Origin of the sequence: Alkalicoccobacillus murimartini (genome assembly GCF_030813245.1) — a bacterium.
Lineage (GTDB): Bacteria > Bacillota > Bacilli > Bacillales > Bacillaceae_D > Alkalicoccobacillus > Alkalicoccobacillus murimartini.
Map to the genome: position 1 here is coordinate 253,492 of NZ_JAUSUA010000005.1, position 24,345 is coordinate 277,836.

Genomic DNA, 24,345 nt, shown 5'->3' on the forward strand with positions numbered 1-24,345 from the left:
AACAAATAAAGGATGAATAATCGTGCAAAATATATGTTTCATTTGCTTCTCCCCTTTTCGGCCGTGGATGTCCTCCCTACATATATATGCTCACACTGTTTTCATTATGACTAGATTCATCATTTTTTCTTAAGCATATTGCTCTAACTCCATCAGCTTTTCATCAATTTGACGAATGACTAGCTCATTGTAGACAGAACTTGCTTGATTAGAAGAGGTAACATAATCCAGATCTAGGGTAAGCCTTTCTAATTCATCTTCTAGTTGCTGCATTTCAAAATGTTGTTCAAACTCATCCTTACTCAACGTTTCATCTATTTGGTTCATGTTATTTGAGACCTGTTCAATGATTTGCTTCTTAGCACGCAAACTAACCATCTGATTTGTAATCGCAACTTTTTGTTCGTGATACAACCTGAGTTCTTTTTCTAATTCATTTTTCCATTGCTCTAGATAAACGACTTCTTGTTCATCCATATTTATCCCACCTTTAAACTCAGATCTTATTCTTATTTATAGGTGGATACCCTTTTTTTCAGTTGTGAAACGTTTAGTTATAACGTTTAGTTATGGAGCAACTAACTCTACTTTCATACGATCAGGATCCTCAAAATAAACGGCATAATGCTGCTCTCCTCCTGCATAAGGATGCATTTCCTGATAAAGTATTTTGACCCCCCGTTCTTTTAAACGCTCCGTCAATTCATCAACATGTAGTTTCGATTCACCGAAAAATGCAAGATGGTTTAACCCAACTCGTTTTCTATGATAACCCGCTTTACTAAATTTCTCTTCCACCTGGACAAAGACTAAGTACGTATCACCTAGCTTCCAGCTTTGACCTTCATTCCATTCCTGGTATTGTTGATAACCAAGCTCAGGTAAAAACCATCCCCAGAACTCTTTAGATATTTTTAGATCTGACACATAAATCTCGATATGATGGATTAAACCTTTCACTTTGTATCCTCCTTTTTCACACGAAGTTTTTTTTGTACCCTAGCTAATAAAAATAGGATAAATCCCATTACAGCGAGGAGAAACAACATACCCTTCCCACCTCTTATAGGATCATTAATAGTTAACAGAACATACACTCCAACAAACCCAGTTAAAAGATATAAGGTTACTTGAATGGCATTAATAAATTCAGATCCTCTCACACTAACAACCCCAGTCACTTTCCTTCTTAAAAGTATGTTTACTTACATAAAGTAAAGTCAAGTATACAATGATAATAATAAAAGAACAGCCCAATTGGGCTGTTCTGAGTAATTCAACTAACTGAATTAGGATGAAGGATAAATCGATTAATTGCTTCTGCCACACCGTGTTCGTTATTTGATGTTGTGATGTGATTCGCCACTTCTTTTAACTCAGGGATCGCATTTTCCATGGCAATGCCACATCCGGCATATGTAACCATCGTGACATCATTTCCATTATCGCCAATCGCGATTATTTCCTCTTGTTTAATATTTAATGTTTCAGCAAGTAATTTCACTGCATTTCCTTTACTTACATTAGGATTTAAAATCTCTAAGAAAAACGGAGCGCTTTTTACGAGCATATACTCTTCTTTCATTTTCTCTGGGATATTCGCAATGACTTGATCTAATTTTTCAGGCTGATGGATAAACATCATTTTTGGAATGACAATATCTTTTGGTGCCTCTTCAACCGGCATATAACTTAAAGGAACAGTAGTAAGATAAGACTCTAACACTGTATATTCACTAATTTGGCGATTTGGAGAATACAAATTAGACGAATCAAAGTAATGCATTGGACAGTCTAACTCTTTACTTATCTCAAACACAGACATAAGGTCTTGGTGCTCAAGCGTTAGTTCTGATACCACTTCTTTTGTATGTGCATTCTGAACGAGTGCACCATTATATGCGATGACAAAATCGCCATCTTCAGTTAAATTTAGCTCTTCTAAGTACTGCTGGACACCACCAATTGGTCTTCCTGTACATAAAACAATTTTTACACCCATTTTTTTTGCTGCATGAAGTGCGGATTTGACCTCATTTGTTACTTCATGTTTATCATTTAATAACGTTCCATCAATATCAATTGCAACTAGTTTGTACATATATCAATCGTTCTCTCCTAACCAACTTGTGTATTCTACCTTAAGTATAACATGTTACAACATAGAAGCCCTCTAGTCATAAAACTAGAGAGCTGATTCACTACTTAATTCGTTTCATTGTTGATTTTTGGGATAAGCCAAATAAATAATACAATTAATAAAGCTACGACAACAAAGATAAGAAGTGTACTTAGACTTAGATTGGACGATTCAACATTTGCTTGTGATGCACTCATTGAATTCCGACTCATTTCTTGACTAAATAACTTATACCTTTCTATTTCATTTTCTAAAGAAGCCTGCCCGGAAAGAGGCGTGATAAATAATTCTGCTCTCAGATCCTCTTCCTCAGACAGTTCCTTCTGCTCAAATGTTAAAAGCAGTTGTTCTTCTGGCAAGGAACTTGCGCTTCTTGTGTTCTCTTCTGCGTATCGACTTAACCGTAATTCAATTTGTTTTTGAACGTATTCATTTGGCTCTATTCTCTCATAATTCAGCTCATCAGCAGCACTAACTGGAAAGGTTAGTCCGAATAGAAAGAAACATAAGAGTAACGTAGCATATCTAGCCTTCATTTGGCTCCGCTCCCTTTGCCTCCTCACTTCCTCTTATCTGCTTAAGAATAAAAGGTAAACTCGCAAAGAGGATAGCCAAAATACCGATCAATATCACTGCACCATAGAAATTTCCTGATGAACCATATTGAATCGACATGTATAGATCTGCTACGGGATGGTTCACGTTAAAATTTGGCATAGCCATGTCTAACAATGGACTAATATAAAACAATACTGTTGCAAGACTAACAAACCAACCGGTAAATGCGCCAATCTGAAATCCTAATTTGACCAGTGAAGAAGTCATTAGTAGCAACATAATAGTAAAGACCGTCCACTGTACAGATTGAGACTCACTCATTGAGTAAACATTTAAACCATAGATACCAATAATTAAACCTACAATTAGGTTTAGTACAAGTAAAAGCGTCACATTAAGCACCATTTTGGTTTCTGAGTACTGATGCAACAGAAATCCAATTAGAAGTGAACTAAGCATAATAATGACTAACATCACGATAGGTGGTGTCATGCTCGTTCGTTCTCCTGGCGACTCTCCGCTTACTTGTACAGGGCTCGCTAGATAACTGTATACGTAATCGTTATGCTGACCATCCACCATAGAGTTTTGAAGGATATCATGTACATCATCTTGAACTTGTTCTGTCGTATCCACATTTTCTGCCCAATCATTATTTAATGCATCAGCTTGATCTTGAACAGACCCAACTCTTTCTTGTAATTCATCTGTGTACGACATAACATTTCCTTGACGATCAAAAATCGTATCAACAATAGATGAGATTCGTTGTAGGTCACCTAATGTACTTTGTTGATTAGAAAGAAGAAATTCACCACTTGATTCCTCTACTGGTGCTTCATCTAATTCAGCATCATCCATCTCTTCATTCATTTGACTAGTGAAACCCTCACTACTCTCAGAAAGTTGCTGAAGCTCTTGAGCAATAAGATCTTGTTCTTCTTGCATAAATTCTTCATAATTTAGCATCATTGATTCTGTTTGTTCAACAAATTGATTAAATTCTTCCTGTGCAGCTTCTGCGTCTTCAACTGAAGTAGCCAGGTCATCTTGGACAACAGGAATCTCATCTAAAGGATTATTTAAGAGAATAATAGAATCTGATACAGCCTGGATTCCATCCTGATTTTCAATAATCTCATTCATTAAATCATCTTTATCTCCGTTTATTTCTTTCAGCATATTCTCGAAAGAAGTGAGCTCTGCATAATACCTCATTAATTCAGTGGAATCTTGATTGTTTATCGATCTATTAAAAATAGACGAAAATCGATCTTTTTGATTCGATGTTAAGAGTGAACTATCTAACAAAGACTTTTCTTTTTGAGTAATTTGCCTAACCATACTTTCTTCTGTAGCAAACTGTGACTCTTCTAAACGTTCTTCTACCCAGTCACGTAAGACTTTATACTCAAACCACAATTGACTATACTCATCATTTTCCTCTGACCATTGTTTTTCTGCATCCTCAAGCATTCTTGAATGGTCATCAAGAAGATCTAATGTGTGAAACCATCTCTCCATACGTTTCTCATAATCTAAATCTTCTTCATCCGATGAAGACTCAATGTTTATGAGAGTAGAGTCATTTGTATTAGAGATATTTAACAAAGTAGTTAACACCATGGCTACCTCTTCGCTTTTTTCTTCTTCTGTTATCTCTTCCTCTTCAATGACAGGTTCTTCTTCTGGATCATTTGGTGTCGCAGGGTCATCTTGATCTTGTTCCTCTTGATTCTCTTCTCCTGGTTCGTTTGGTTCTGGATTCGGACTTGGCTCACTTTCTCCAGGAGGCTCTTGTCCACCCTCATCCCCTGGATTCTCTGGGGTTGGGTCTTCTGTTTCTTCAGAATCACCTGGTTGCTCTTCTTCCTCTGGTTGCTCTTCTTCCTCTGGTTGCTCTTCTTCTCTAGGCTCTAATAACAAGACTTGTTCTTTTAATTTTTCTATATTTTTTTCTAATTCCTTTAACCGATCATCCATTTGTTCAGGCTCGTCCCAATCATCCCAGTCATCTGTCATCTCAGGAGGATCGATCAAATCGTCATCTGAGGACTTTCCAATAACAGAACGTTGCGTGCGCAACCTATCTTGCTGTATCGCATACTTTCGTGAATCTGTCTGATCTTTATACGTAACTAATATTTGTTTCTGTTCATCTGACAGTTGATCAATATTTTCACCCGTTTGAGCTAACACATCCATAATAGTCTGGTAACTATCTACCATCACTTGTTGATTTTGTTCAGACCTTCTTTGGATCCCTAGTATCTTTAAGAGAATATCTCCTTCATCTACTTGATCCACTTCGATCGGAGACTGGATCTCTATGACCGACCGCAGACCAGATTGCACATTATCCTCATAGTCTGAGATGCCATTATTCACGATCTCCTGATTAGCTTGTATCGTTGAAAGTAAAATCTCTGTCTGATCTTGTTGATAATCTCGATAGGTAGACACTCCATTTAAAAAGGAATCAATCTCCTCATCTAGACCTTCTCTTTCATTAATAGAACTGTTTGATTGATCCCTTGCTTCTTCCGTTGTATCAATGGCTTGATCTAATACGTCTCTTTGTCTATTTATCTCATCTGTTAAATTAGATGATACAGGGGTATAAAAAGAATACATGGCATTTTGAAAGTCCCGTTCTCGCTCTAAAATGTTATCAAATTTTGATCGGACATCCGCCACCTCTTCAGCCACAACCTGCCAATAGAGTTTGCTTACTTGAGTATTTATCTTAGACTTTGCAGACTCCAGTTCTTTTTGAACCTTCTCCTGGTTTTTGGCTTCTAAATTTGGTTGAACCTCATATTGGATTGATCCTCTAGTTGGTTCATCTTCCTTAAATGTTAAAACATTACGAGTAAGTGAAGAATCGAGATAAACAATCGCGTCGTATTGCCCATTCTGCAGTCCATTGTTGGCTGCACTTCTACTTGCACTTACCCAATCGTATTCAGAACCCTCTCCTATAATTGTAGAGATATCTGATCCAAATTCGTAGACGGCATCATTATAGTCTGCGCCAATATCTTCATTTACAATAACAATTTGGCCCGTTGCTTGTTCTCTCTCCAACATTGGTTGTGTGCCAATAAAACTAAAAAACAGTATTGGAACGACTAGAATCAAAGCAATGAGTAATAATAGTTTAATTGACTTTTTTGATTTCATTTCTTTACCTCCCTGTTAGACCTTTGGAATTTGGACTTTCATTTCTTGACCGTTGATAACTATATAACCAAAACCAGGCTGGATCTCCTGTTCTTTTCTTGTGTATGAGAGTGACATTAATGATTGATCTTGTTTTCTCATCAAGATAATGGCCTGTCTAATCAACTTTAATTCAGAACTAAGTGAATCGTATCCTTTTGAAAATTCATTGAAATTCCCTGAAACAACTAGAGAGAAGCCTAAATGACTGTATTTCTTCATCATAGAAGCCATTTTCTCTTGAATTTTGCTATCAATAGACTGCATAAACCTCGACATGCTATCTATTAGAAGATACTTCGTTTCAAACTCATGATTTACTTTTCCTTCTCTGATATCAACGATATATTGCTCTTCGCGTTCTTGTAGTATAGATTCCGTTACATCGCACCATTCCAAAATATCCTCTTTTGTATCAATATAATTTACACCATCACGTTTTACATAGGAGGAAAAGCTGCGATCAAGACCATCAAAAATTGTAATATCACTACACTCTGCTTCAAGCATTCCTTCAAGTAAAATTTTAAGCACATTTGATTTTCCTTTTTTACTTTGACCAAAGATCAGAAGATGATTTTGACCTAAATCAACTTGTACTGGTTTCACTGTGTGTTCATCTAGACCCACCGGGAATTGATTTCTTTTTTGCTCAGCTGGATATTGTTTAAACATCTGATAGGTAAGCTTAGATGGCAGCATGGCAATTGATTCCGGTTGAGGGATACCTTGATACTTAGATGTTAACTGCTCGACTTTATTTCTAATGTTTTCATAGATCTGCAAATCATCTCTCCCATGTACAGGAAGATACATTTGAGTTAAATAGACCTTGTCTTTTGATATAAGAGCTCTACCAGGTATTTGTTCAATTTCGTATTTTGATCGCCCAACAAGCCCTACTGCTTCATTTTTATCATGTAGATAGTGAACAATTTTTACCTTCAACGTGTTCATGAGAGGTTGCCTTACAACCGTACCTCTTGATGCAGTCAAAATTGTAAATATTCCAAGGGCCTGTCCATCTCGAGCAAACTGTGTGAAATGCGATTCTAAATCTGCAAATTCCTCTCTAACCAAATCAAAATTATCAAAAGCAATAAAGATGACCGGCATCTTCTCTTCGGAGATATTATTAAACATTTCAATCGTATTTGCTTCGTATTCTGTAAATAAATTCTTTCTTCTCTCCATCTCTTTCTTTAGAAAATCAACAAATTTCTCAATTTTACGTTCTTCGTCATATTTAAAATAATCCCCAGTATGTGGAATATTTTTCAATGGAAGCATAGACCCATTTCCAAAATCAAAAATGTAGAATTGAGCTTCATTTGGCGCATATTCTTCTGAGAAACTTAGCAATAGACGTAACACTGTCATTGACTTTCCGAAACCAGCTGCTCCAAAAATTCCAATATTCCCGTCTTTCACCCATTCATACGTAAAGGGTTCTTGAAGTTGCTTCTCTGGTTCATCTCTTAAACCAATAATAAATTCATTCGAATTCAACATAGGAGTTTCTATATTAAGATGTTCACCTAAAGGAGGTAACCAAGGACTTGCTGCTTTTTCAATTTTAAGTTGATTTTGTACTTTAATAATTTCCTCAACAACAGCTTCAATCTCTGTTTTAACTTCTTTTGTAGATGAGTCATCATGGGTCTTAACATCAGATACTTGTACTAAGCCCAAATCGGTTACAATCGAAATCTCTTCTTCCCCTTCATATGTCTGCTTTAAATAAGGCGCACCACTCCAGGCAGATTGGAACAATTCATAGACTTCATTATTTCCTACTTTCAGGTAACCCCTACCTGTCACAGTTATTCCCGCTGCATCACTATTTTTGAGAATTTCCTTACTGTCCGTTGCATCTGACACCTTTAATGCCACTTTGAACCTCGAATTACTCCAAATCTGGTCATCAATAATGCCACCAGGCTTTTGAGTAGCTAGAATTAGATGGACGCCCAAACTTCTGCCAATCCTTGCTGCACTAACTAACTCTTTAATAAATTCAGGTTCCTCATTTTTCAATTCAGCGAATTCATCTGAAATAATAAATAAATGTGGCAATGGTTCACTTGCTTCGTTAGCTTTGTATAGATCTGTATAACCGTTAATATGATTCACTTCATACGTATCAAATAACGATTGACGTCGTTTTAATTCTGCTTTTATTGAGGCTAAAGCCCGCTCACTAAAATTCCTGCTCTCACTTATATTTGTAATCGTTCCAAGCAGATGGGGCATATCTTTAAACGGTAAAGCCATTCCTCCACCCTTATAATCAATAAGCAGAAAAGCAACTTCATGAGGATGATAATAGACAGACAAAGACAAAATAAATGTCTGTAAAAACTCACTCTTACCAGACCCGGTTGTTCCTGCTAATAACCCGTGAGGTCCATGTGCCTTTTCATGAAGGTTCAAAAATACCTCATCCTCAGGACCTTTTAATCCAATCGGCACTGCTAACGATTTAGAAGACTGATTTGTACTCCACTTTCCTACAATATCCAAATCCTCTACTGTTTCAGCTTTTAATAACTCCATGAAACCAACCATATCTGGGATAGAGTGACTCATACCGACTTGGTGATCTAATGAGTAGAGAAGACGAGCAAATTCCTCATTACCTTGTTCTGAATATGTATCAAGATCAAAAGGTCTGTGAACGGCTTTTCCTTCTTCAATTGTGATTTCACCTTCTGTTTCGTTAATATATTTTATTAAGGTATGAATATGTTCAGATAAATTCTCTTGAACTTCGGTAGCGAATATTACGGATATGCCTATAGAGTGCACTTTACTTTCAAGATACTCCATAATAGGATGCTCAGAAATGAGTGCCCGATTTGAAACAACAAAAACAATATGAGGCACAAAGAGAACATTTTTTTCCTCTCTCAATTCCCTCTCTCTTAATAGCTCATATATAATAGAAAGTAATTGATCCCGCGTCTGCTCATTATAAATAAAGCCTTTCGCAAACGTATTTGGAATTTGAAAGTGAGGAAGCCACTTTAACCATTGCCAATTTTCATACTCATCCTCTGGGAAAACAGCAACAAAACGGACGTCATGGTAACTATGGAAGAAGGCCAATTGTCCGAGTATTTGTTTTATCTCTCTTCTTACGATTGATTGTTTCCCTATTAACCCTATCATTCCAGCTGCAAAATTAATCTCAATAGGTGCATTTGGTATGTTTTCATAGGCATCTGTTAACTCTCTAGATCTCTCAAGTAATTCATCAATATCTCTATTTGAAAAATCAGAAGAATTCGTTGAAATAGTATAACTAGAAGGAATAACAGCATGACCAATTCTAAAATGCAAAAAGTCTTCACTCTCTAGTGACTTCTCCCAAATCCTTCCACTCAAATGTTTCGTTAAATATTTTAATTGTTCGTATGATGGGTAATGATAATCAAGCACTTCTCGTTGCTTCTCTGCATATTCTTGTAGCTCTTCCCTTTTTTCTTTTAAGTATCGTTTGTAGACGCGATCTCTGGTTTCTTCCTTTATTTTTCTTTTTTTCTTTTCTTTAAAATATGTAACGGTTGACGTAATCAACGTTGTCATAAACATTGTCAAAGAAATAATAATATAAAGTCCTCTTGGTATAACTAACGCAACAAAACCCATGACTAGTAACATGACTAAAGGAGGCGCAATAATAATCCATAATGCTCTGCCGTTATCATCTACCTCTTGTGATGGAAATGAGAACGATACCTTTTCAGCAGGTAGATCATAAAGCATGCGGGGTGTCCTTCTGTATTCCGGATATTTACGTTTCATTTCAGATGCAGGAACTTCTGATTTTTTTAGATGTGTTGTGTACTGTTGATAACTAACCACTTGCATAAGATCTTCTTCAACAAAACAAAAGGTTATAGCTGGACAAAAAATTAAATCACCTACATGTATTTCTGTCCTTGAGAAAATACGCTGTCCATTAATAAATACAAAAGACGCCTCATAAGGAAATAAAATCCATTTATTTTCGCGTTTTATGATTGAGACACCCTCTGACTGGAAAGGTAATGCAAATGGTTTTTCCCAATAAAATGTACCTTGTCCATCCATAGACAGTGATATTTCTTTCTCTGCACCAACATAAAAAATGTCTTTTTGCACAGACTCATCTGTTATTAGTAAAACAACATCTCCTGATTCTTGAGAGAGCGTATATGACTTATAAGGCATTAACACGGTTAGTTCTCTACCTTTTTGATAGACTCTGCATTCATTAGATTCAGGTTGAACCTTTATTTCTAATTCTCCATCATCTAGAGGGAAATTTGTAGTTAATGCATTACTCTTCTCTGTACCAATCCAAAAAGGTTCACCATTTGAACTCTCCAGTGGTACACTCTGATACATCGTTGGAGTGATCATCCAAAGCTGACTCATTCCCTGTTCCCCCTATTAAAATGAGTCGAGTGTGATTACTCTTCATCATTTTCTTCATCGCCTTCTTCTTCGTTCTCTTCTTCATCGTTGTTTTCTTCGTTATTCTCTTGTTCTTCTGCTTCTTCTTGATTATCGTCAGGTTGTTCTTCAGTGACCTCTGCATCAGCTTCTTGATCCTGCTCTTCACTTTCTTCTTGCTCTCTCTGTTGCTCACGTTCATCTATAAATGAGTCAAGTTCACTTTGTGTTTCACTAAGTAGCTGCTCTCGTTCTTCTGAATTCAAACTTTGATCATTCGTTATTTCGTCCTTATACTTCAATAAACCTAATACCACGAGCTCATATTCCATGGATCGAGCGATCTCAATGGCTTCCTCATTTTCCCCCCGACCTAGATGAATCCAATAATGAAAAACAGATTCATTGGATTGTAAGGTAATGGTTCTTTGTAGATTCTCACGTTGCTCCTCAGTTAAACTCTCTGTTGCTAAGTACGCATTGGCCAATTCATATTGAACAACATAAGGCATTCTTTCTGCTTTATAAGACTCTAATTCATTAATGACGGAACTAAAATCAGCGTTTATATAATGCTCACTACTTTTTATATAAGCGTTTTTTTCTGGTATAAAAAACCAATATCCATAGATAGTTAGAGCCATCAATGGAACTAATATTACGAACGAACCGATCAATAGATACCTATTGATTAACCAATTTTTTCGTTTAATGTGAACCTGTTCTTTACTCTCTGCTTCAATCGTTGAAATAGCCTCTTGCGTAATAAAAAGAATCTCATTTGTACTTTTTGAGTCCATTAATTCTTTTGCAGGTCCAGTCAATCTGAGGGTTTGACTATAGGAAAGATATTCTTTGAACGTATATTTGGGGTCTATAATTGTAGCTAAGGTTGCCTTTAATTCTTGAAAAGAAGATTCTTGATCTATGTAGTAAGGTGGTAGGCTTTCTGCCACACCGTAATGTAAAAAATACGGTTCAAAACTTTCGTCAAATAAAATGTTTTCTGGACATATAAATAAATTCAAGCGAGTAAGAGAATGTTGTTGTACTTTTTTTAAAAGTTGATCTATAAGTAACCATTTTGCGTAAGTATCCTTTGAATGTATGAGTGCAAAGTCATGTAAACTTTCATTGGGCTTTACTATTATTTCAATCGTATCTTCTGTTGTTTCAAGGTCCCTATCTATCAAAGAATCTGAATCAATTAGGAAATGAATCTCTAAGGGATCATGAAGCTTCAAACGAGTTTTTTGAAATGTAATTGTATAGGAATGCTCGTTCTTAACTAATGTTGCATCAAGCTGTTTCTCGAAATATGATACCTTCTCTTCTTCCATTAGTTGACGCCTTCTTTCTCTCTAAATTCCTTCTATTAAAGAATTCTAAGACGATCACCTGTTGTTACTCCGCTTTCAGATAGAGTAACAAAATGAGGCAATACCTTTTTTTTGTTTACAATCTTTATCCAGTGTCCTTCAGTAGGATGATCAGATATCTTATTCATTTGCCAGGTAATATCAATCAATTCTTTAACTGTATATTGATCTGATAATCGAATATCAAAAGATTTCTTATCATATCGACTCATATCAATCGTTAGAACTATATACATAGACCCCATCCCCCGAAAAAAAGGACGCTAAAATCCTTGGATTTGTCGCGTCCTCTTTGTGATTAATCAAACGAACATTGGTTGGTCTAGTGACCAATTTTCCCAGCAATTTCATTATCTGTATTCTCAAGAGTAGTCGCTGCGCTTCCAAGCTGTGCAGAGATTTCCTCTAACAACGTTCCCATCTGTGTGAATGATGGCTTAAGATCTTTATATTGGTTCGCAAATGCAGTACTAGACGAACCTTCCCAAGCTGCTTGTAGCTGTTCAATCATTACATCTAATTTTGAAACAATTTCGTGAACGTCCCCACTACGTGAAGTATAGTCATTCGCGAACTGCCTTAACTCTTCTGGTGATAATTTAATATTTCCTGCCATTTTAAAACGCCTCCTATTTTTTAGTACAATTCCATGCTAAACCAGTTATAATTTTCAAGTCAATGTAATAAAAGATAATTTCCAAAAATGGTATAAAAGAACGGTTGAATTTTCGTTCTTTAGTACGAATATCAATAAAAAATAAGTTATGGAAATAGTTTCTTTTTACCACCTCATTTTTATTTTCCTTTTTTAATCAATAAGTACGAAACTTGTTGTCAGATATCCAATTCCCTTTTTAGCAATTTTAAAACATAATTCGGTAAATTTTTCTTTAAAAGTTTTTAATGTTTATCTTTCTCTTATTAATTGAAGTGATTTCAATCATTCTCTTAATAAGTGGAGGTTATCCAAATTCAAATAGCGCTTCAATTTGTGCACGAATTTCGATTAATCCAGGTTGAATAGATGTGTCTGATGATGCCCCATAAACAGCAACTTGATAAAAACGAACGGGATCGTTATAACTAAGTTCCTTGATCCAGATCGGCAGACTTTTCATTGGAACAGAGAGGGAATTGGCAATCGCTTGAGCTTTTTCTCGAGCATTATGAACTGCTAACGTTAGTGCTTCATTTTGTAATGATGATTCGTCTTTAAGTGAAAACTGCACAGATGAGACAAAATTCGCCCCGTTCTCAACTGCTTGATCAATCACTGCACCTGCCATGGAAATATCATCTAGTTCGACCTGTAAAAGATGGGTAATGAGGTATGTGCGGAATACTTGAGTGCCATCCACATAATCGTATTGCGGCTCAATTTGATAGACAACGGTCTGAATTGCGCGTTGCGGGACCCCCATTTGCATCAATGCAGACATAATATTGTTTATGGCTTGTGTATTCTCAGTCTGGGCTTTACTTACTGATGGATTCTCTGTTTTCACACCTATGGTAATTTTCACTTGATTAGGCTGTGCAGAAAGGACCCCTTCACCCATCACTTTGATGGTATTTTCTTGCTGATGATTGTTTGTCCGATTGGACGGTTGTAGGTTCATATGTTTCCTCCTAAATGTACGTATTACTTTATTTGTATTAAACTAAAAATAAAACATACATTATTTCATTATGAAAGGAAGCTTATGTCGAGTAACCAAGATCAAAATTGGAAGCGCTCACTTTTAAAATTAAAACTGTTTCTCTTTTTTCTTTATGGATCTATTTCTATTCTGTTATCTTATTTTCCTGTGTACTTTCAGGAAGTTGGCTACAGTACGGTTACCATTGGTTTTCTTATGGCTGGCGGACCCTTTGTTGCGATTTTTGCAAATCCATTTTGGGCTTATTGGGGGGATCGCCTTCAAAATATCCGTTTCATCCTAATCTTGATGTTAATAGGAAATCTGATTATTGTTCAATTTGTTTTTCAATTACATACTCCTGCTTATGTTTTTATCGCGATGCTCGTATTTTTCCTATTTCAAACACCATCCTTTTCACAAAGTAACAGTTTAGTTCTTCATACAATCAGTGGGACTTCGACTAAATTTGGAGGCGTACGTGCATGGGGCTCTCTTGGGTATGCCATCATGGCAGGACTCGCTGGTCCACTCATCGCAGTAGCAGGTATCAATCAGTTATGGGTGTTATATAGTATTCTTCTTATTCTTACGCTTTTGCTCATCTTATGGTTTCCAAAAGTTAAAAAGATTGAACCAGTACGAGCTGTAAAAGGTGGGTACACAGCGAATGTTCTTGGTAATCGTTTTTTTCTTTTGTTTCTTTTTCTTGGAATTCTTCTAGCCGTTCCAAATGCAATGAATCAAACCTTTGTTTCCCTTTATATTGTCGAACTTGGCGGCAGCCTTGAAATGATTGGCTATTCTGCTTTGCTTACAGCTATCTTTGAGCTCCCCGTCTTTTTATTGTTAGATCGCTACTTAAAACCAAACAAAATTGTGATGATTGCTTGCCTTGCATTTGTTAGTTTGTTATTTGCTTTACGATGGTATCTAATGAGTCTTGCTTCGACTCCCACGGATATCCTTTATGTTCAAATCCTACATTGCATTACCTTTGGAACCTATTATTATATTGGCACGACATTGACGTCTCAAATTATCCCAGCAAGATACAGAGCAAGTGGGCAAGCACTATTCACTCTTGCTTTTAGTGGAATTGCGGGGATTATCGCAGGTACACTTGGTGGCTGGCTTTTCCAAACGTTTGGCGGACAGCAGATGTATCAAGTTTCAGTATTGATATCCCTTACTGGTATGGTTGGATTTTCACTGACTTGGGTTGTTTTACGAATGAAGAACTCAGAAAAGAAGGTAGATCGCCATGACCTACCTTCTTGATCCCTACCTAATCCTCTTCCTGCTGGTTAATATTTAAAAAAGTACTGACTAAATTTTTAGCTGCTTCTTTTTTGTACGTTGAATAAATGGAGACTGGCGTTCGAACGGGATCTCCAAAAAACATACGTTCATATAACGTCTGACGCGAGCCGAATGAACTCATTGTGAGATCCCAAGCTAATCTGAAAAGTTTAACCTTATCCCTCGCGGATATCCTTTCACCTTGTAATGTCAAAGTGAGTGATTCCTCTATTTGTGAGTCAAAATCCTTTTCTGTTGGGATACATATTAAACCACTCGCTCCCAGCAGAGTAAGGATTTCAGTTAATCTAGGATAGACTTTCTGATAATAATGGAAGGCCATCTTTAATTGAGTGCCATCTGGTACTAGTACTCCTCCTTCATTTAATTCTGCTTGTTCTTCTGATGACAGCACAAAACCTTTCATAATTTCGTGAGCCATCGCAATTTCGCTGATTTTCTCTTGTATGTGCTGGTACTCGGTAACGTTCAAACTTTCAGCCATCAGTTGAGCAATACCCAAAATCCACTCTGTTTTGGCTACTTGCCGATTTGCTGCCTGAAAGAGGAGAAATTGCTCCATACCTGTTCCTGTCTTTAAACCAGATGAGATATCTGAATCGTCATATAAGAACACACGATTCCAAGGAACTAGTACGTCGTTAAAAACAACCATCGCGTCACCTTCATCAAATCGAGCTGCTAGTGGTTGGTCAAAGCTAGTTACTCCACTAGCATAGGATGGTCTGCATATGAAAGAAAGACCAGGGGTATTAGATGCGATACAGAACCCAAAGAGATAAGCTGAATCCGTGAAACTTCCCGCTGGTAAGACAAGCAGCTGATCTGTGAGCCCTCCCTGAGTAGCTAACAACCTTGCCCCTCGGATGACTAACCCTTCCTCTGTTTCCTTTACAACCTTTGCTGCAATAATTGTTTCGTCATCTCCATCTGGCCAATAGAACTTTCTACTTACTTGTGGATTAATAAACGTATGCGTAAATGTATAATCTTTTTCTCGGGCTTCTTCATATATCTTTTCGATATTCTCTTTGTACTCTCCAAAGTACTCAGAGTAACCAGCCATAGCCATGATAGCTGAACTCACATAATCAGGGGAGCGTCCAAGCGTACCTACTGACTGAGATGCCCATGATCTAATTGCCTGCCGACGTTTTACGAGTTGCTCCTTTGTTCGAGGAATTTCATATGAGAAATTATTTTGTTTTGTTGAATCCATTAGCATATCAGGATCTTGCTTTACTTGGTCATATAGTTTTGCTTTACTTTCAAGAACTCCTTTAAAAGCTGGATGCTCTGACACTTTACCTTGTATTTGTTCGCCATCAATCCATATCTCATTATTTAATGCATTAATACGATCTAAGTATTCCTTTCCTGTTGCTGTACCCATACTCACCCACCCTTAGATATATAATATTCATGCTCATATTTATGCGAGAAGGGCGGGTTGGGTTCGAATGGGTAGTCCCATAAGTGAATAGCTTTCACTAAAAAATAAAAAGCGGGAGCCATCATAGATGACCCCCGCTTTTTGTTTTTAGCGAATCAATATTAACAAAATATCAAGGAACGTCTCCTCATTCAATTCGGCTTTTTGTGTACCACCGAATTCGTGACGTGTAGACTTCCATTTTCCTTCATCATAAAAGAAATACGTGCTCTGCAAGATAGTTGCTCCGCTTTGAATGGAGATTTTGTACTCTCCACGCTGACTTGCCGTTACATCCGGAATCAAAATAACCGGTTTCTTACCATAAGCCTTAATTAGCTTTCCTTTTAAATTGAACCGATTTGCCCCGATTGCCGTATCAACTGTTTCAAGTTGCTCTTTTTCTACAGCCGGTTTTAAAGCGGTATCAATTTGGTCATAAAGCTTATTTACCACATCGTAAAAACGATGTTCTCTTTCTTCAACAGGGGATTTTTTATTTTTTAATCGCTCCTGCTCTTTATCTAGATAAACAAAAAGTTGATGAGTCATAGTCGCTTCCCTCCCAGATCGTCTACTATAGAGATGATTCGACTTTATCTCTTAAAATCCTTCAAAAACCTGCAATAACTTTATAATTGTTTAAACAATGTCCAATGATTTGTCATATTTATAAGATCTGATACGGTTACAAGCTCATAACCTTGCTCAATTAGTGAGGGAATAATCACCTCAAGAGCTTGAATCGTTTGGACTCTTTTGCCTCCCGCATCATGAAACAAAATAATATCTCCTGCTTGAGATCGTGGTAATACATTTTGAATAATCTTTCCGACCCCTGGATTCGCCCAGTCAAATGAATCTTGATGCCACGACCACATAATGACCTGATAATTCAATTCTGCAGCTGTATCTATGATCACATCATCATAGTAGCCTCCAACCGGCCGAAACAATTGTGGATAAACACCAGTTACTTCAAATATTTTTTTTTCCGTTTGTTTGATCTCCGAGCGTAACACCTGCTTGGTCATTTTCTGTTCACTAAAATGATGATAGGTATGGTTTCCAATCTCATGACCAGACTCCGTTAGTTGCTGGACAACTTCTGGAAGTTTTTCTACTTGAGAACCCGTTACAAAAAATGTCGCTTTAGCCTCATACTCATTTAAAAGATTCATGATTTTTTCCGTGTATATTGGATGTGGCCCATCATCAAACGTAAGAGCTATTAAGGGTTTTGTTGTAGGGATATCCCATATCGCATTACCTGTCTGCTCATAATCAAACCGATCCTTTGCTATAACACTTTCATTTAACAGTAATAATAGCCCCAAACAAAGGCATCCCACTAACAATTTCCTCATATTTACCCTCCTGGCTCGTTCAAGGAGATGATTAATCAAGTTAGTGTATGAAGACATAGGATCAACTATTCAAAAACCACAACAAACATATATTCCAGATTCAGTATTTACTTATTTGACTCAAGTATTCAGAAAATGATTTGACAAGAGAAGTGTTCTTGTTATATGGTTAGTCACATAACCAACTAACCATAATACTATAAACCAGGAGGTGCTTACATTGTGCGTTCGACATTAGATGATAATCGCCCGATCTTCCAACAGATACGTGAGATGATTGAAGAAGATATCGTCGAGGGAGTTCTTCAAGAGGGTGAAAAAGCTCCATCGACAAACCAGCTTGTAGCCTACTATAAGATCAATCCATCAACTGTGTTAAAGGGAGTAAATGAACTCGTTGACGAAGGTATTTTATTTAAGAAAAGAGGGGTTGGAATGTTCGTCGCGGAAGGAGCACGTGGAAAACTAATTGATCAACGAAAACAAAATTTCAAAGAAGAATTTGTGTATAGGATGCTACAGGAAGCGAACAAGCTTAGCATTTCTCAACAGGAAATTGAAAAGATGATGAATGAATTAAAAGGGAGGAATAACGATGAGTGAACCTCATATTAAAGCAGAGAATCTTTCGCTTCACATTGGAAAAAATCGTATCCTGAATGATATTTCTTTTGATTTGAGCGGGAATAAAATCATTGGATTGCTTGGTCGAAATTCGGCAGGTAAAACAACCTTACTTTCAGTGCTTGCTGCGTATCATTCTCCAACTATCGGAACACTTAAGATGAACAACCGTGACATCTTTGAAGACGCATCAATTGTTGAACAGATTTCCTTTATTAAAGAAGAATCGTTTGAATACGAATACGACAAAGCAAAAAAATGGCTAGATGACCGAGGAAGCTTCAGAGCAAATTATGATGCAGATTATGCAGCTCATTTAGTAAAACGATTTAAAATTCCTATGAACAAAAAAGTGTATAACCTCTCAAGAGGGATGAAATCCGCCTTAACCGTGACATTAGGACTCGCCAGTCGATGCCCCATTACAATTTTTGATGAAGCCTATCTTGGAATGGATGCGCCAGCCAGAGAGATTTTTTATGAAGAAGTGTTAAAGGATTACATGGAGCACCCACGGATGATTATTCTGTCTACACACTTAATATCAGAGATGGATTCATTATTTGAAGAAGTCTTAATTATAAAAGAAGGATCATTGCTTATGCAGAAAAATACGGAGGAACTACTAACAGAAGGAGTATCTGTTACAGGTACAACAGAAAAGGTAGATGCTTGGGCCGCAGGTAAGACAATTCTCAAAGAACAGACACTCGGTAACACAAAATCAGTCATGGTATTTGGCTCACGTACGAATGCCGAACGACAAGCTGCGATCGAAAGTGGTTTAGAGTTTGGTCCAATCGCATTGCAAGACTTATTTATCCACTTAACTGAGGAAGGAGCTGACTCATAATGAATCCAAAGGCAAAACTTATTTATAAAAAATTCAACTCTTATTATGCAAGCTGGGCGTTTTGGTTTTTTATTACGATGGTTTTAGTTCATTTACTTGCTACCATCTTCGCAGCGGTAGAGATTTGGTCTTTATTTGATACAAGTCGGCAAGCTACTCAAGTTTTTATGCTTATACTAGGAATTATGAATATGGGTTTACTTTCTTATATCGTATCTAATGGTATCACTAGGCGAGACTATTTTATAGGCATAACTGCTTCAGCCCTATTGTATAGTTTTCTCTTAACAGTAGCAGCAGCTATCAGTACGTTTTTATTAGAAGTCCTAGCCTTACCGGCACTAGGATGGCAAGCAGCTGTGTATCCTGATTTTTCATTTTCAATCCTTTTGAGCTTATTTTTAAGATATGTTTTGTTCTACTTTATTGGTTGGTTTATTATGGCAGGATTCTACCGCTTTCACTGGTTAATAGGTATGCTCTTTATTGGAGGAGGTATTCTGATTGTCTCCATCTTTGATTTTCTGGTTGGAGAAGAGAATGCGCAAATGTTTGACTTCCTACCTGTAGTGAATCTGCCAGACCTTTTAGGAATTCCATTGATTATTCTTTTAATTATTGGAACAATGATAGCCGTTCGTTCATTAACGAAAAACGTTCGTATCAAAATATAAAAGATAAAAGCAGCCATTGGACTGGAGGTCCTATGGCTGCTTTATTCTATTACCAGGCCATCCGCTCTCGCAAAGAGGTCACATGAGCGATATGATGTTTCCCATGCCATGCATAGATACCAATATTTGTTGCAAGTTTAACTTCTCCACTCTCTGGATGCAGGAAGACTCGTTCTAAATCGGAATCATTAAGAGCATGTAAAAGCTTTGTCCACCTATTGTGAAGAGCTTCAAGCATTTGTAGTGAAGCTTCAATTGGATGCTTTGAGTCAGGAAGGTCGGCCCACCGATCTTCGTAATATGGGCGAATCGTCGGATGATCTTCTGTTAGAGCTAATTTAAAACGGATATACGCATTCATATGGCTATCGGGTACATGATGAACAACCTGACGTATAGTCCAGCCTCCTGGTCGATATGACTCATCAAGCTGGGAATCTGTTAAGCCTTGCACAGCTTCTCTTAGCTGAATGGGAGCTTGCTCAATATCTTTGATCCATTGTTCAATTTGGTCACGATTGATGATTGTTTGTTGATCAAATTGCCCGATTGGGTAGCGTAGATCCATACGGTCCCTCCTTTTATATGAGTTATCTTCGCCTCAACTTACGATCGATTCGCAGTAATGGTAAATTTGTATTCATCACTCTTAAAAAACAAATCCGTGTATTCAAAAACTCTGTCGTCTTTGAGTGTAGATAATAACTGTACTTTTATAATCGGTATCTGTTCTTTAAGCTGGAGTAATTCTTGAATTTCTTCTGTTGGAAGGATTGGAATGACTTCTTGATAGCTGTCTTTTATCTTTAACTTTTTCACTGATTCAATAAAATCATATTTGGAGCCTTCCATAATTTGATATGTCAAATCAGGAAACAATGCTAAAGGCAAATATGTATCCTCCACAATAAGTGGGATGTCATCAGCCCAGCGTTGCCTTCGGATATAGTAAACCTTCTCTGCTTCCTCCAAACCTAACGCTTGAACAATCCTTTCCTCTGGCTCAATGACAGAAAAGGTAAGAACTTTATTAATGATGTTTTTATTTAGCGCACGCATCTCCTCAGTAAATCCAGTCAATTCATAGATATTATGCTCATATTTATGCTCACTCACATACGTGCCACTACCTTGAATTTTATAGAGAAGTCCTTGTTGGACAAGAACTTTAATCGCCTGTCTAACAGTTACACGACTTGCTTGGTACGTTTCAGAAAGCATCAATTCAGTTGGAATGGCGTTCCCTTCCTTCCACTCTCCTTTTGATATTTCTTCTTTCATTTGTTGAGCTATTTTTCGATAAAGCGGTGAATGTTTGCTCATACAAGGCTCCTTTTCACGATCAATTGTATTCATACTATATCATATAATTTTTCAAGCCATCTACACCACTAATTGTTGACGGTTTCATCTTTTTGTATTATATTCGTATACATAAAAACCAATATAAATATAATACAAATATTCAGGAGGCTATTTATGAAGAAACAAAACCTAGTCATTGTAGGTGGCGGTAGCACATATACAATCGGAATGATTATGAGTTTAATAGAAGAAAAAAAACAGTTTCCATTAAGAACCATCACGTTTTATGATACAAATCAACAAAGACAAGAGAAAATCGCTAAAGCCGTTGATATTATTCTTCACGAAAAATATCCTGAGCTAGAGTCATTCTCATGGACAACCGATAAAGAGACAGCTTATAGAGACGCTGATTTTGTTTTTGTTCAAATCCGTACCGGTGGACTCGCCATGAGAGAAAAAGATGAACAGATTCCACTAAAACATGGTGTAGTTGGTCAAGAAACATGTGGGCCTGGTGGTATGGCTTATGGCTTTCGCTCCATTGGTGACATGATTAAGGTTGTCGAGGATATTCGCACATATGCACCTGATGCGTGGATTTTGAACTATACAAATCCAGCAGCAATCGTAGCAGAAGCGCTTCAAAGACAGTTCCCGCATGATAAAAAAATCTTAAATATATGTGATATGCCTGCTGCGATTATGGTTAGCTACGCTAAAATACTCGGAAAAGAAATATGGGATCTTGTCCCTGAATATTTTGGCTTAAATCACTATGGCTGGTTTACAGATATCTATGACAAACAAGGAAATAGATTAACGGATGATATTAAGAGAGCTATCACTGAAGATGGATTTATCCCTGAAGACTCTGAAATTGTTAATGATCCTTCATGGATTAAAACGTTTAAACAAGTAGAAGTTATGCTAAACGATTACCCAGAGTACCTGCCTAATACCTATCTACAGTATTACTTGTATCCATCTGATATGGTTGATAAAGATGATGTCGAGAATACACGAGCTCGCCAAGTAATTAATGGTAGAGAAAAACGAGTTCATACGTTAAGTGAGCAAATCATTGAGGATGGATCAACAAAAAATGTAGAGCTTGAAGTGGATATCCATGGTCGTTACATGATCCGTGTCGCAGCATCTCTTGCTTATAATCAAGGAGAAACGTACATCGTGATCGTAAAGAACAATGGCATTATTTCTAATATCCAAGATGATGCGATGGTTGAAGTTCCAGCTGCACTAACTGCACAAGGTCCAAAACCATATGCGGTTGGGGAGATCCCTACTTTCTATAAAGGAATGATTGAAGGACAGCTTGCTTTTGAAAAGTTAGTTGTGGATGCTTGGTTTGAGAAAAGCTATAACAAACTGATGCAAGCTTTAACGTTAAACAGAACAGTGATTGATGCTCCAAAAGCACGTGCCATTTTGGATGACCTTATCGAGGCTAACAAGGATTATTGGCCAACTTTAACAAAAAAAAAGGCATATACACCTTAATAGAACATGGCGGTATGTATTACCGCCACCTATTTCTAACACCGCATGATAGCGTTACCATATTCTAAGCTGAACAATTTAGGAGGAAAGACGATGAACTTTGCTTCACTACAAAAATTCGGGAAAGCCTTAATGGTTCCCGTTGCACTCTTACCCGCAGCAGGGATTTTACTAGGATTAGGTGCGGCTTTAACCGGACCACTAACTGATGTCTTTACCTTTTTACAAAATGATACTGTTGTAGCCATAAGCGAAGGAATGTCTCGCTTAGGTTTAACCATCTTTGAGAATTTGCCTATCATCTTTGCTATAGGTGTAGCCATTGGTTTGTCTGGCGGTTCAGGAATTGCTGGTTTGGCTGCTTTACTTGGTTACATCATGATGAATACAACCATTTCGATTGTACTTGGAATCACCCCGGAAATGGCCGCATCTGAAGGTGAATACGTCCTTGCACTTGGAATTCCAACACTTGAAACGGGCGTGCTCGGTGGAATAGTTGTGGGTCTGCTAGCTGTTTGGGTTCATTCAAAATTCAAACGTTTTCAACCTCCAGAGGTGCTTGGTTTCTTCGCGGGTGACCGCTCGGTGGGGATTGTCATGGTTTTTCTTTCTATTATTCTAGCATTTTTGGTTATACTCATTTGGCCACCCATCCAAACAGGAATTGATGCTGTAGCGAATGTCATTGCTGGTGACTCAACAAATCCAATCTATATTGGTATTTATGGATTTCTGGAAAGAATCCTTATCCCTACAGGACTTCATCACATCTGGTATGCTCCTTTCTTATGGACAGGTCTAGGTGGAACAATGGAAGTTGCAGGGCAAATGGTTTCAGGAGATCAATATATCTTCCTTGCCCAAATTGCTGCTGGTGTAGACGTAACAGCAGGCCGATTCATGGCAGGTAAATTCCCTATTATTATGTTTGGTTTGCTTGGGGCTGCCTTAGCTATGTACAAATCAGCTGATAAAAACAATCGTCCAATCGTAAAAGGACTATTAATCGCGGCTGCTGGTACAGCATTTCTAACGGGTATTACTGAACCACTTGAATTTACTTTCTTGTTTGTCGCTCCAATCCTATTTGGTATCCATGCTTTATTAACAGGTTTTAGTTTTGCTGTTGCCTACATGTTAAATGTCAACTTAGGATGGGCAGGTGGATCAGGACTCATTGATTATGTACTTGTTAATGTCATACCAGGAACAAACAACTGGTGGATGAACATTGTACTCGGTGCCATTTTCTTTGTTATCTATTACTTCCTCTTCTCCTTTGTGATTAACAAGTGGGATTTAGCCACACCAGGTCGAGGTGGACAAGAAACAAAGTTATATACTAGAAAAGATTTTAATGATAAAAATTCTGAAGAAGCAACGGACGTACAAACAGATAAAAAAGACTATCAACTTAAAGCTAAAGATATTCTAGAAGCACTTGGCGGAGAGTCCAATCTTGAAGAAGTCGATGCATGCTTTACTCGTCTTCGTGTTACCGTAAAAGATGCAGAAGCCATAAATGAACCTCAACTCAAAGCACTTGGTGCTGCCGGGGTTATGAAGTACAACAAAAACATTCAAGCCGTATTTGGCGGAAAATCAGATTTATATAAAAATGAAATTCTTGATTTACTGAAGAAAGATGATTAATTAACTATTGAAGAAGAACCTGTTCGCGCGTGAAGATGTGCGTGCAGGTTCTTTTTTGCGCACATACAACAAAAATTCGCGCATTCTAATCATTTTTGAGCGCTCAGCCTATTTTTCTGAGCACATGATCTTCGTTTTTGAGCATTTAACACTTTTTTGAGCGAATATGGACATTTTTGAGCATCACTTCGGTTTTTTTGAGCATTTGCTT

At 37.3% G+C, this 24,345-nt stretch carries 22 protein-coding genes; 6 read left to right on the plus strand and 16 right to left on the minus strand.

What is annotated here, in order from left to right:
- Window positions 1-129 precede the first annotated feature (129 nt).
- The 11 genes from J2S05_RS16160 to J2S05_RS16210 all read right to left on the minus strand — a co-directional run bounded on the left by J2S05_RS16160 (window position 130) and on the right by J2S05_RS16210 (window position 13,358).
- Window positions 130-477: a hypothetical protein gene (locus J2S05_RS16160; protein WP_306984598.1), complete on the minus strand. Its 348-nt coding sequence runs from the start codon at window positions 475-477 to the stop codon at window positions 130-132.
- 90 nt (window positions 478-567) lie between these two features.
- On the minus strand, window positions 568-960 hold the full coding sequence (locus tag J2S05_RS16165) for a VOC family protein (RefSeq protein WP_306984600.1): 393 nt from the start codon (window positions 958-960) through the stop codon (window positions 568-570).
- Window positions 957-1,163, minus strand: a complete 207-nt coding sequence (locus tag J2S05_RS16170; RefSeq protein WP_306984602.1) for a hypothetical protein — start codon at window positions 1,161-1,163, stop codon at window positions 957-959. Before J2S05_RS16170 ends, J2S05_RS16165 begins: the two co-directional genes overlap by 4 nt.
- Before the next feature lie 113 nt (window positions 1,164-1,276).
- Complete coding sequence (yidA, locus tag J2S05_RS16175) at window positions 1,277-2,101, minus strand: sugar-phosphatase (protein ID WP_306984604.1); 825 nt, start codon at window positions 2,099-2,101, stop codon at window positions 1,277-1,279.
- 104 nt (window positions 2,102-2,205) lie between these two features.
- Entirely contained in the window at window positions 2,206-2,676 is a 471-nt protein-coding gene (gene essA / locus J2S05_RS16180; RefSeq protein ID WP_306984606.1) for a type VII secretion protein EssA, read from the minus strand.
- Complete coding sequence (gene esaA / locus J2S05_RS16185) at window positions 2,666-5,881, minus strand: type VII secretion protein EsaA (protein WP_306984608.1); 3,216 nt, start codon at window positions 5,879-5,881, stop codon at window positions 2,666-2,668. Before esaA ends, essA begins: the two co-directional genes overlap by 11 nt.
- Before the next feature lie 15 nt (window positions 5,882-5,896).
- Complete coding sequence (gene essC, locus J2S05_RS16190; RefSeq protein WP_306984609.1) at window positions 5,897-10,342, minus strand: type VII secretion protein EssC; 4,446 nt, start codon at window positions 10,340-10,342, stop codon at window positions 5,897-5,899.
- A 35-nt stretch (window positions 10,343-10,377) separates the two neighbouring features.
- Window positions 10,378-11,700 (minus strand): type VII secretion protein EssB, encoded by a 1,323-nt coding sequence (essB, locus tag J2S05_RS16195; RefSeq protein ID WP_306984610.1) that lies wholly within the window; start codon window positions 11,698-11,700, stop codon window positions 10,378-10,380.
- A gap of 35 nt (window positions 11,701-11,735) precedes the next feature.
- Window positions 11,736-11,975, minus strand: a complete 240-nt coding sequence (locus tag J2S05_RS16200) for an EsaB/YukD family protein (protein WP_306984611.1) — start codon at window positions 11,973-11,975, stop codon at window positions 11,736-11,738.
- 86 nt (window positions 11,976-12,061) lie between these two features.
- A complete protein-coding gene (locus J2S05_RS16205) occupies window positions 12,062-12,355 on the minus strand; it encodes a WXG100 family type VII secretion target (RefSeq protein ID WP_306984613.1) in 294 nt (97 codons plus the stop codon).
- A 346-nt stretch (window positions 12,356-12,701) separates the two neighbouring features.
- Entirely contained in the window at window positions 12,702-13,358 is a 657-nt protein-coding gene (locus J2S05_RS16210; RefSeq protein ID WP_306984615.1) for an SIMPL domain-containing protein, read from the minus strand.
- An 84-nt stretch (window positions 13,359-13,442) separates the two neighbouring features.
- On the opposite strand from J2S05_RS16210, the gene J2S05_RS16215 reads away from it, so the two are divergent.
- Window positions 13,443-14,660 (plus strand): MFS transporter, encoded by a 1,218-nt coding sequence (locus tag J2S05_RS16215; RefSeq protein ID WP_306984617.1) that lies wholly within the window; start codon window positions 13,443-13,445, stop codon window positions 14,658-14,660.
- Window positions 14,661-14,667: 7 nt separating this feature from the next.
- Here J2S05_RS16215 and hpaB read toward each other — a convergent pair whose 3' ends face one another.
- The 3 genes from hpaB to J2S05_RS16230 all read right to left on the minus strand — a co-directional run bounded on the left by hpaB (window position 14,668) and on the right by J2S05_RS16230 (window position 17,501).
- Entirely contained in the window at window positions 14,668-16,095 is a 1,428-nt protein-coding gene (gene hpaB / locus J2S05_RS16220; RefSeq protein ID WP_306984618.1) for a 4-hydroxyphenylacetate 3-monooxygenase, oxygenase component, read from the minus strand.
- A 147-nt stretch (window positions 16,096-16,242) separates the two neighbouring features.
- Window positions 16,243-16,686 carry a hypothetical protein gene (locus J2S05_RS16225; protein WP_306984620.1) on the minus strand — a complete coding sequence of 148 codons (444 nt, stop codon included), beginning with the start codon at window positions 16,684-16,686 and terminating at the stop codon, window positions 16,243-16,245.
- Between the two features lie 80 nt (window positions 16,687-16,766).
- Window positions 16,767-17,501, minus strand: a complete 735-nt coding sequence (locus J2S05_RS16230) for a polysaccharide deacetylase family protein (RefSeq protein WP_306984623.1) — start codon at window positions 17,499-17,501, stop codon at window positions 16,767-16,769.
- A gap of 222 nt (window positions 17,502-17,723) precedes the next feature.
- On the opposite strand from J2S05_RS16230, the gene J2S05_RS16235 reads away from it, so the two are divergent.
- Genes J2S05_RS16235 through J2S05_RS16245 form a run of 3 tightly spaced genes read left to right on the plus strand, consistent with a single transcriptional unit; the run spans window position 17,724 to window position 19,652 of the window.
- Window positions 17,724-18,104, plus strand: coding sequence for a GntR family transcriptional regulator (locus J2S05_RS16235; RefSeq protein WP_306984625.1), 381 nt, complete (start codon window positions 17,724-17,726; stop codon window positions 18,102-18,104).
- Window positions 18,097-18,978: an ATP-binding cassette domain-containing protein gene (locus J2S05_RS16240; protein WP_306984627.1), complete on the plus strand. Its 882-nt coding sequence runs from the start codon at window positions 18,097-18,099 to the stop codon at window positions 18,976-18,978. The genes J2S05_RS16235 and J2S05_RS16240 overlap by 8 nt, the downstream gene beginning before the upstream one ends.
- Window positions 18,978-19,652: a hypothetical protein gene (locus J2S05_RS16245; RefSeq protein ID WP_306984628.1), complete on the plus strand. Its 675-nt coding sequence runs from the start codon at window positions 18,978-18,980 to the stop codon at window positions 19,650-19,652. Before J2S05_RS16240 ends, J2S05_RS16245 begins: the two co-directional genes overlap by 1 nt.
- Window positions 19,653-19,701: 49 nt before the next feature.
- Here the strand turns inward: J2S05_RS16245 and J2S05_RS16250 are convergent, their stop codons facing one another.
- Window positions 19,702-20,220 (minus strand): YfiT family bacillithiol transferase, encoded by a 519-nt coding sequence (locus tag J2S05_RS16250; RefSeq protein ID WP_306984630.1) that lies wholly within the window; start codon window positions 20,218-20,220, stop codon window positions 19,702-19,704.
- A gap of 38 nt (window positions 20,221-20,258) precedes the next feature.
- A complete protein-coding gene (locus J2S05_RS16255) occupies window positions 20,259-20,975 on the minus strand; it encodes a GntR family transcriptional regulator (RefSeq protein WP_306984632.1) in 717 nt (238 codons plus the stop codon).
- 156 nt (window positions 20,976-21,131) lie between these two features.
- Here J2S05_RS16255 and J2S05_RS16260 point away from each other — a divergent pair, with 156 nt between their 5' ends.
- Both J2S05_RS16260 and J2S05_RS16265 read left to right on the plus strand, forming a co-directional pair.
- Window positions 21,132-22,478 (plus strand): 6-phospho-alpha-glucosidase, encoded by a 1,347-nt coding sequence (locus J2S05_RS16260; RefSeq protein WP_306984634.1) that lies wholly within the window; start codon window positions 21,132-21,134, stop codon window positions 22,476-22,478.
- A gap of 93 nt (window positions 22,479-22,571) precedes the next feature.
- Complete coding sequence (locus J2S05_RS16265) at window positions 22,572-24,134, plus strand: PTS transporter subunit EIIC (RefSeq protein WP_306984636.1); 1,563 nt, start codon at window positions 22,572-22,574, stop codon at window positions 24,132-24,134.
- The last annotated feature ends 211 nt before the right edge of the window (window positions 24,135-24,345 follow it).

What these genes read in the sequence shown, in the direction of transcription:
- J2S05_RS16265 (WP_306984636.1), top strand. Translation starts at nt 22,572, where the DNA reads ATGAACTTTGCTTCACTACAAAAATTCGGGAAAGCCTTAATGGTTCCC.
- essB (WP_306984610.1), bottom strand. Translation starts at nt 11,700, where the DNA reads ATGGAAGAAGAGAAGGTATCATATTTCGAGAAACAGCTTGATGCAACA.
- J2S05_RS16240 (WP_306984627.1), top strand. Translation starts at nt 18,097, where the DNA reads ATGAGTGAACCTCATATTAAAGCAGAGAATCTTTCGCTTCACATTGGA.
- J2S05_RS16210 (WP_306984615.1), bottom strand. Translation starts at nt 13,358, where the DNA reads ATGAACCTACAACCGTCCAATCGGACAAACAATCATCAGCAAGAAAAT.
- yidA (WP_306984604.1), bottom strand. Translation starts at nt 2,101, where the DNA reads ATGTACAAACTAGTTGCAATTGATATTGATGGAACGTTATTAAATGAT.
- J2S05_RS16230 (WP_306984623.1), bottom strand. Translation starts at nt 17,501, where the DNA reads ATGAGGAAATTGTTAGTGGGATGCCTTTGTTTGGGGCTATTATTACTG.
- J2S05_RS16215 (WP_306984617.1), top strand. Translation starts at nt 13,443, where the DNA reads ATGTCGAGTAACCAAGATCAAAATTGGAAGCGCTCACTTTTAAAATTA.
- J2S05_RS16160 (WP_306984598.1), bottom strand. Translation starts at nt 477, where the DNA reads ATGGATGAACAAGAAGTCGTTTATCTAGAGCAATGGAAAAATGAATTA.
- J2S05_RS16205 (WP_306984613.1), bottom strand. Translation starts at nt 12,355, where the DNA reads ATGGCAGGAAATATTAAATTATCACCAGAAGAGTTAAGGCAGTTCGCG.
- hpaB (WP_306984618.1), bottom strand. Translation starts at nt 16,095, where the DNA reads ATGGGTACAGCAACAGGAAAGGAATACTTAGATCGTATTAATGCATTA.
- J2S05_RS16245 (WP_306984628.1), top strand. Translation starts at nt 18,978, where the DNA reads ATGAATCCAAAGGCAAAACTTATTTATAAAAAATTCAACTCTTATTAT.
- essC (WP_306984609.1), bottom strand. Translation starts at nt 10,342, where the DNA reads ATGAGTCAGCTTTGGATGATCACTCCAACGATGTATCAGAGTGTACCA.
- esaA (WP_306984608.1), bottom strand. Translation starts at nt 5,881, where the DNA reads ATGAAATCAAAAAAGTCAATTAAACTATTATTACTCATTGCTTTGATT.
- J2S05_RS16260 (WP_306984634.1), top strand. Translation starts at nt 21,132, where the DNA reads ATGAAGAAACAAAACCTAGTCATTGTAGGTGGCGGTAGCACATATACA.
- J2S05_RS16250 (WP_306984630.1), bottom strand. Translation starts at nt 20,220, where the DNA reads ATGGATCTACGCTACCCAATCGGGCAATTTGATCAACAAACAATCATC.
- J2S05_RS16255 (WP_306984632.1), bottom strand. Translation starts at nt 20,975, where the DNA reads ATGAGCAAACATTCACCGCTTTATCGAAAAATAGCTCAACAAATGAAA.
- essA (WP_306984606.1), bottom strand. Translation starts at nt 2,676, where the DNA reads ATGAAGGCTAGATATGCTACGTTACTCTTATGTTTCTTTCTATTCGGA.
- J2S05_RS16200 (WP_306984611.1), bottom strand. Translation starts at nt 11,975, where the DNA reads ATGTATATAGTTCTAACGATTGATATGAGTCGATATGATAAGAAATCT.
- J2S05_RS16225 (WP_306984620.1), bottom strand. Translation starts at nt 16,686, where the DNA reads ATGACTCATCAACTTTTTGTTTATCTAGATAAAGAGCAGGAGCGATTA.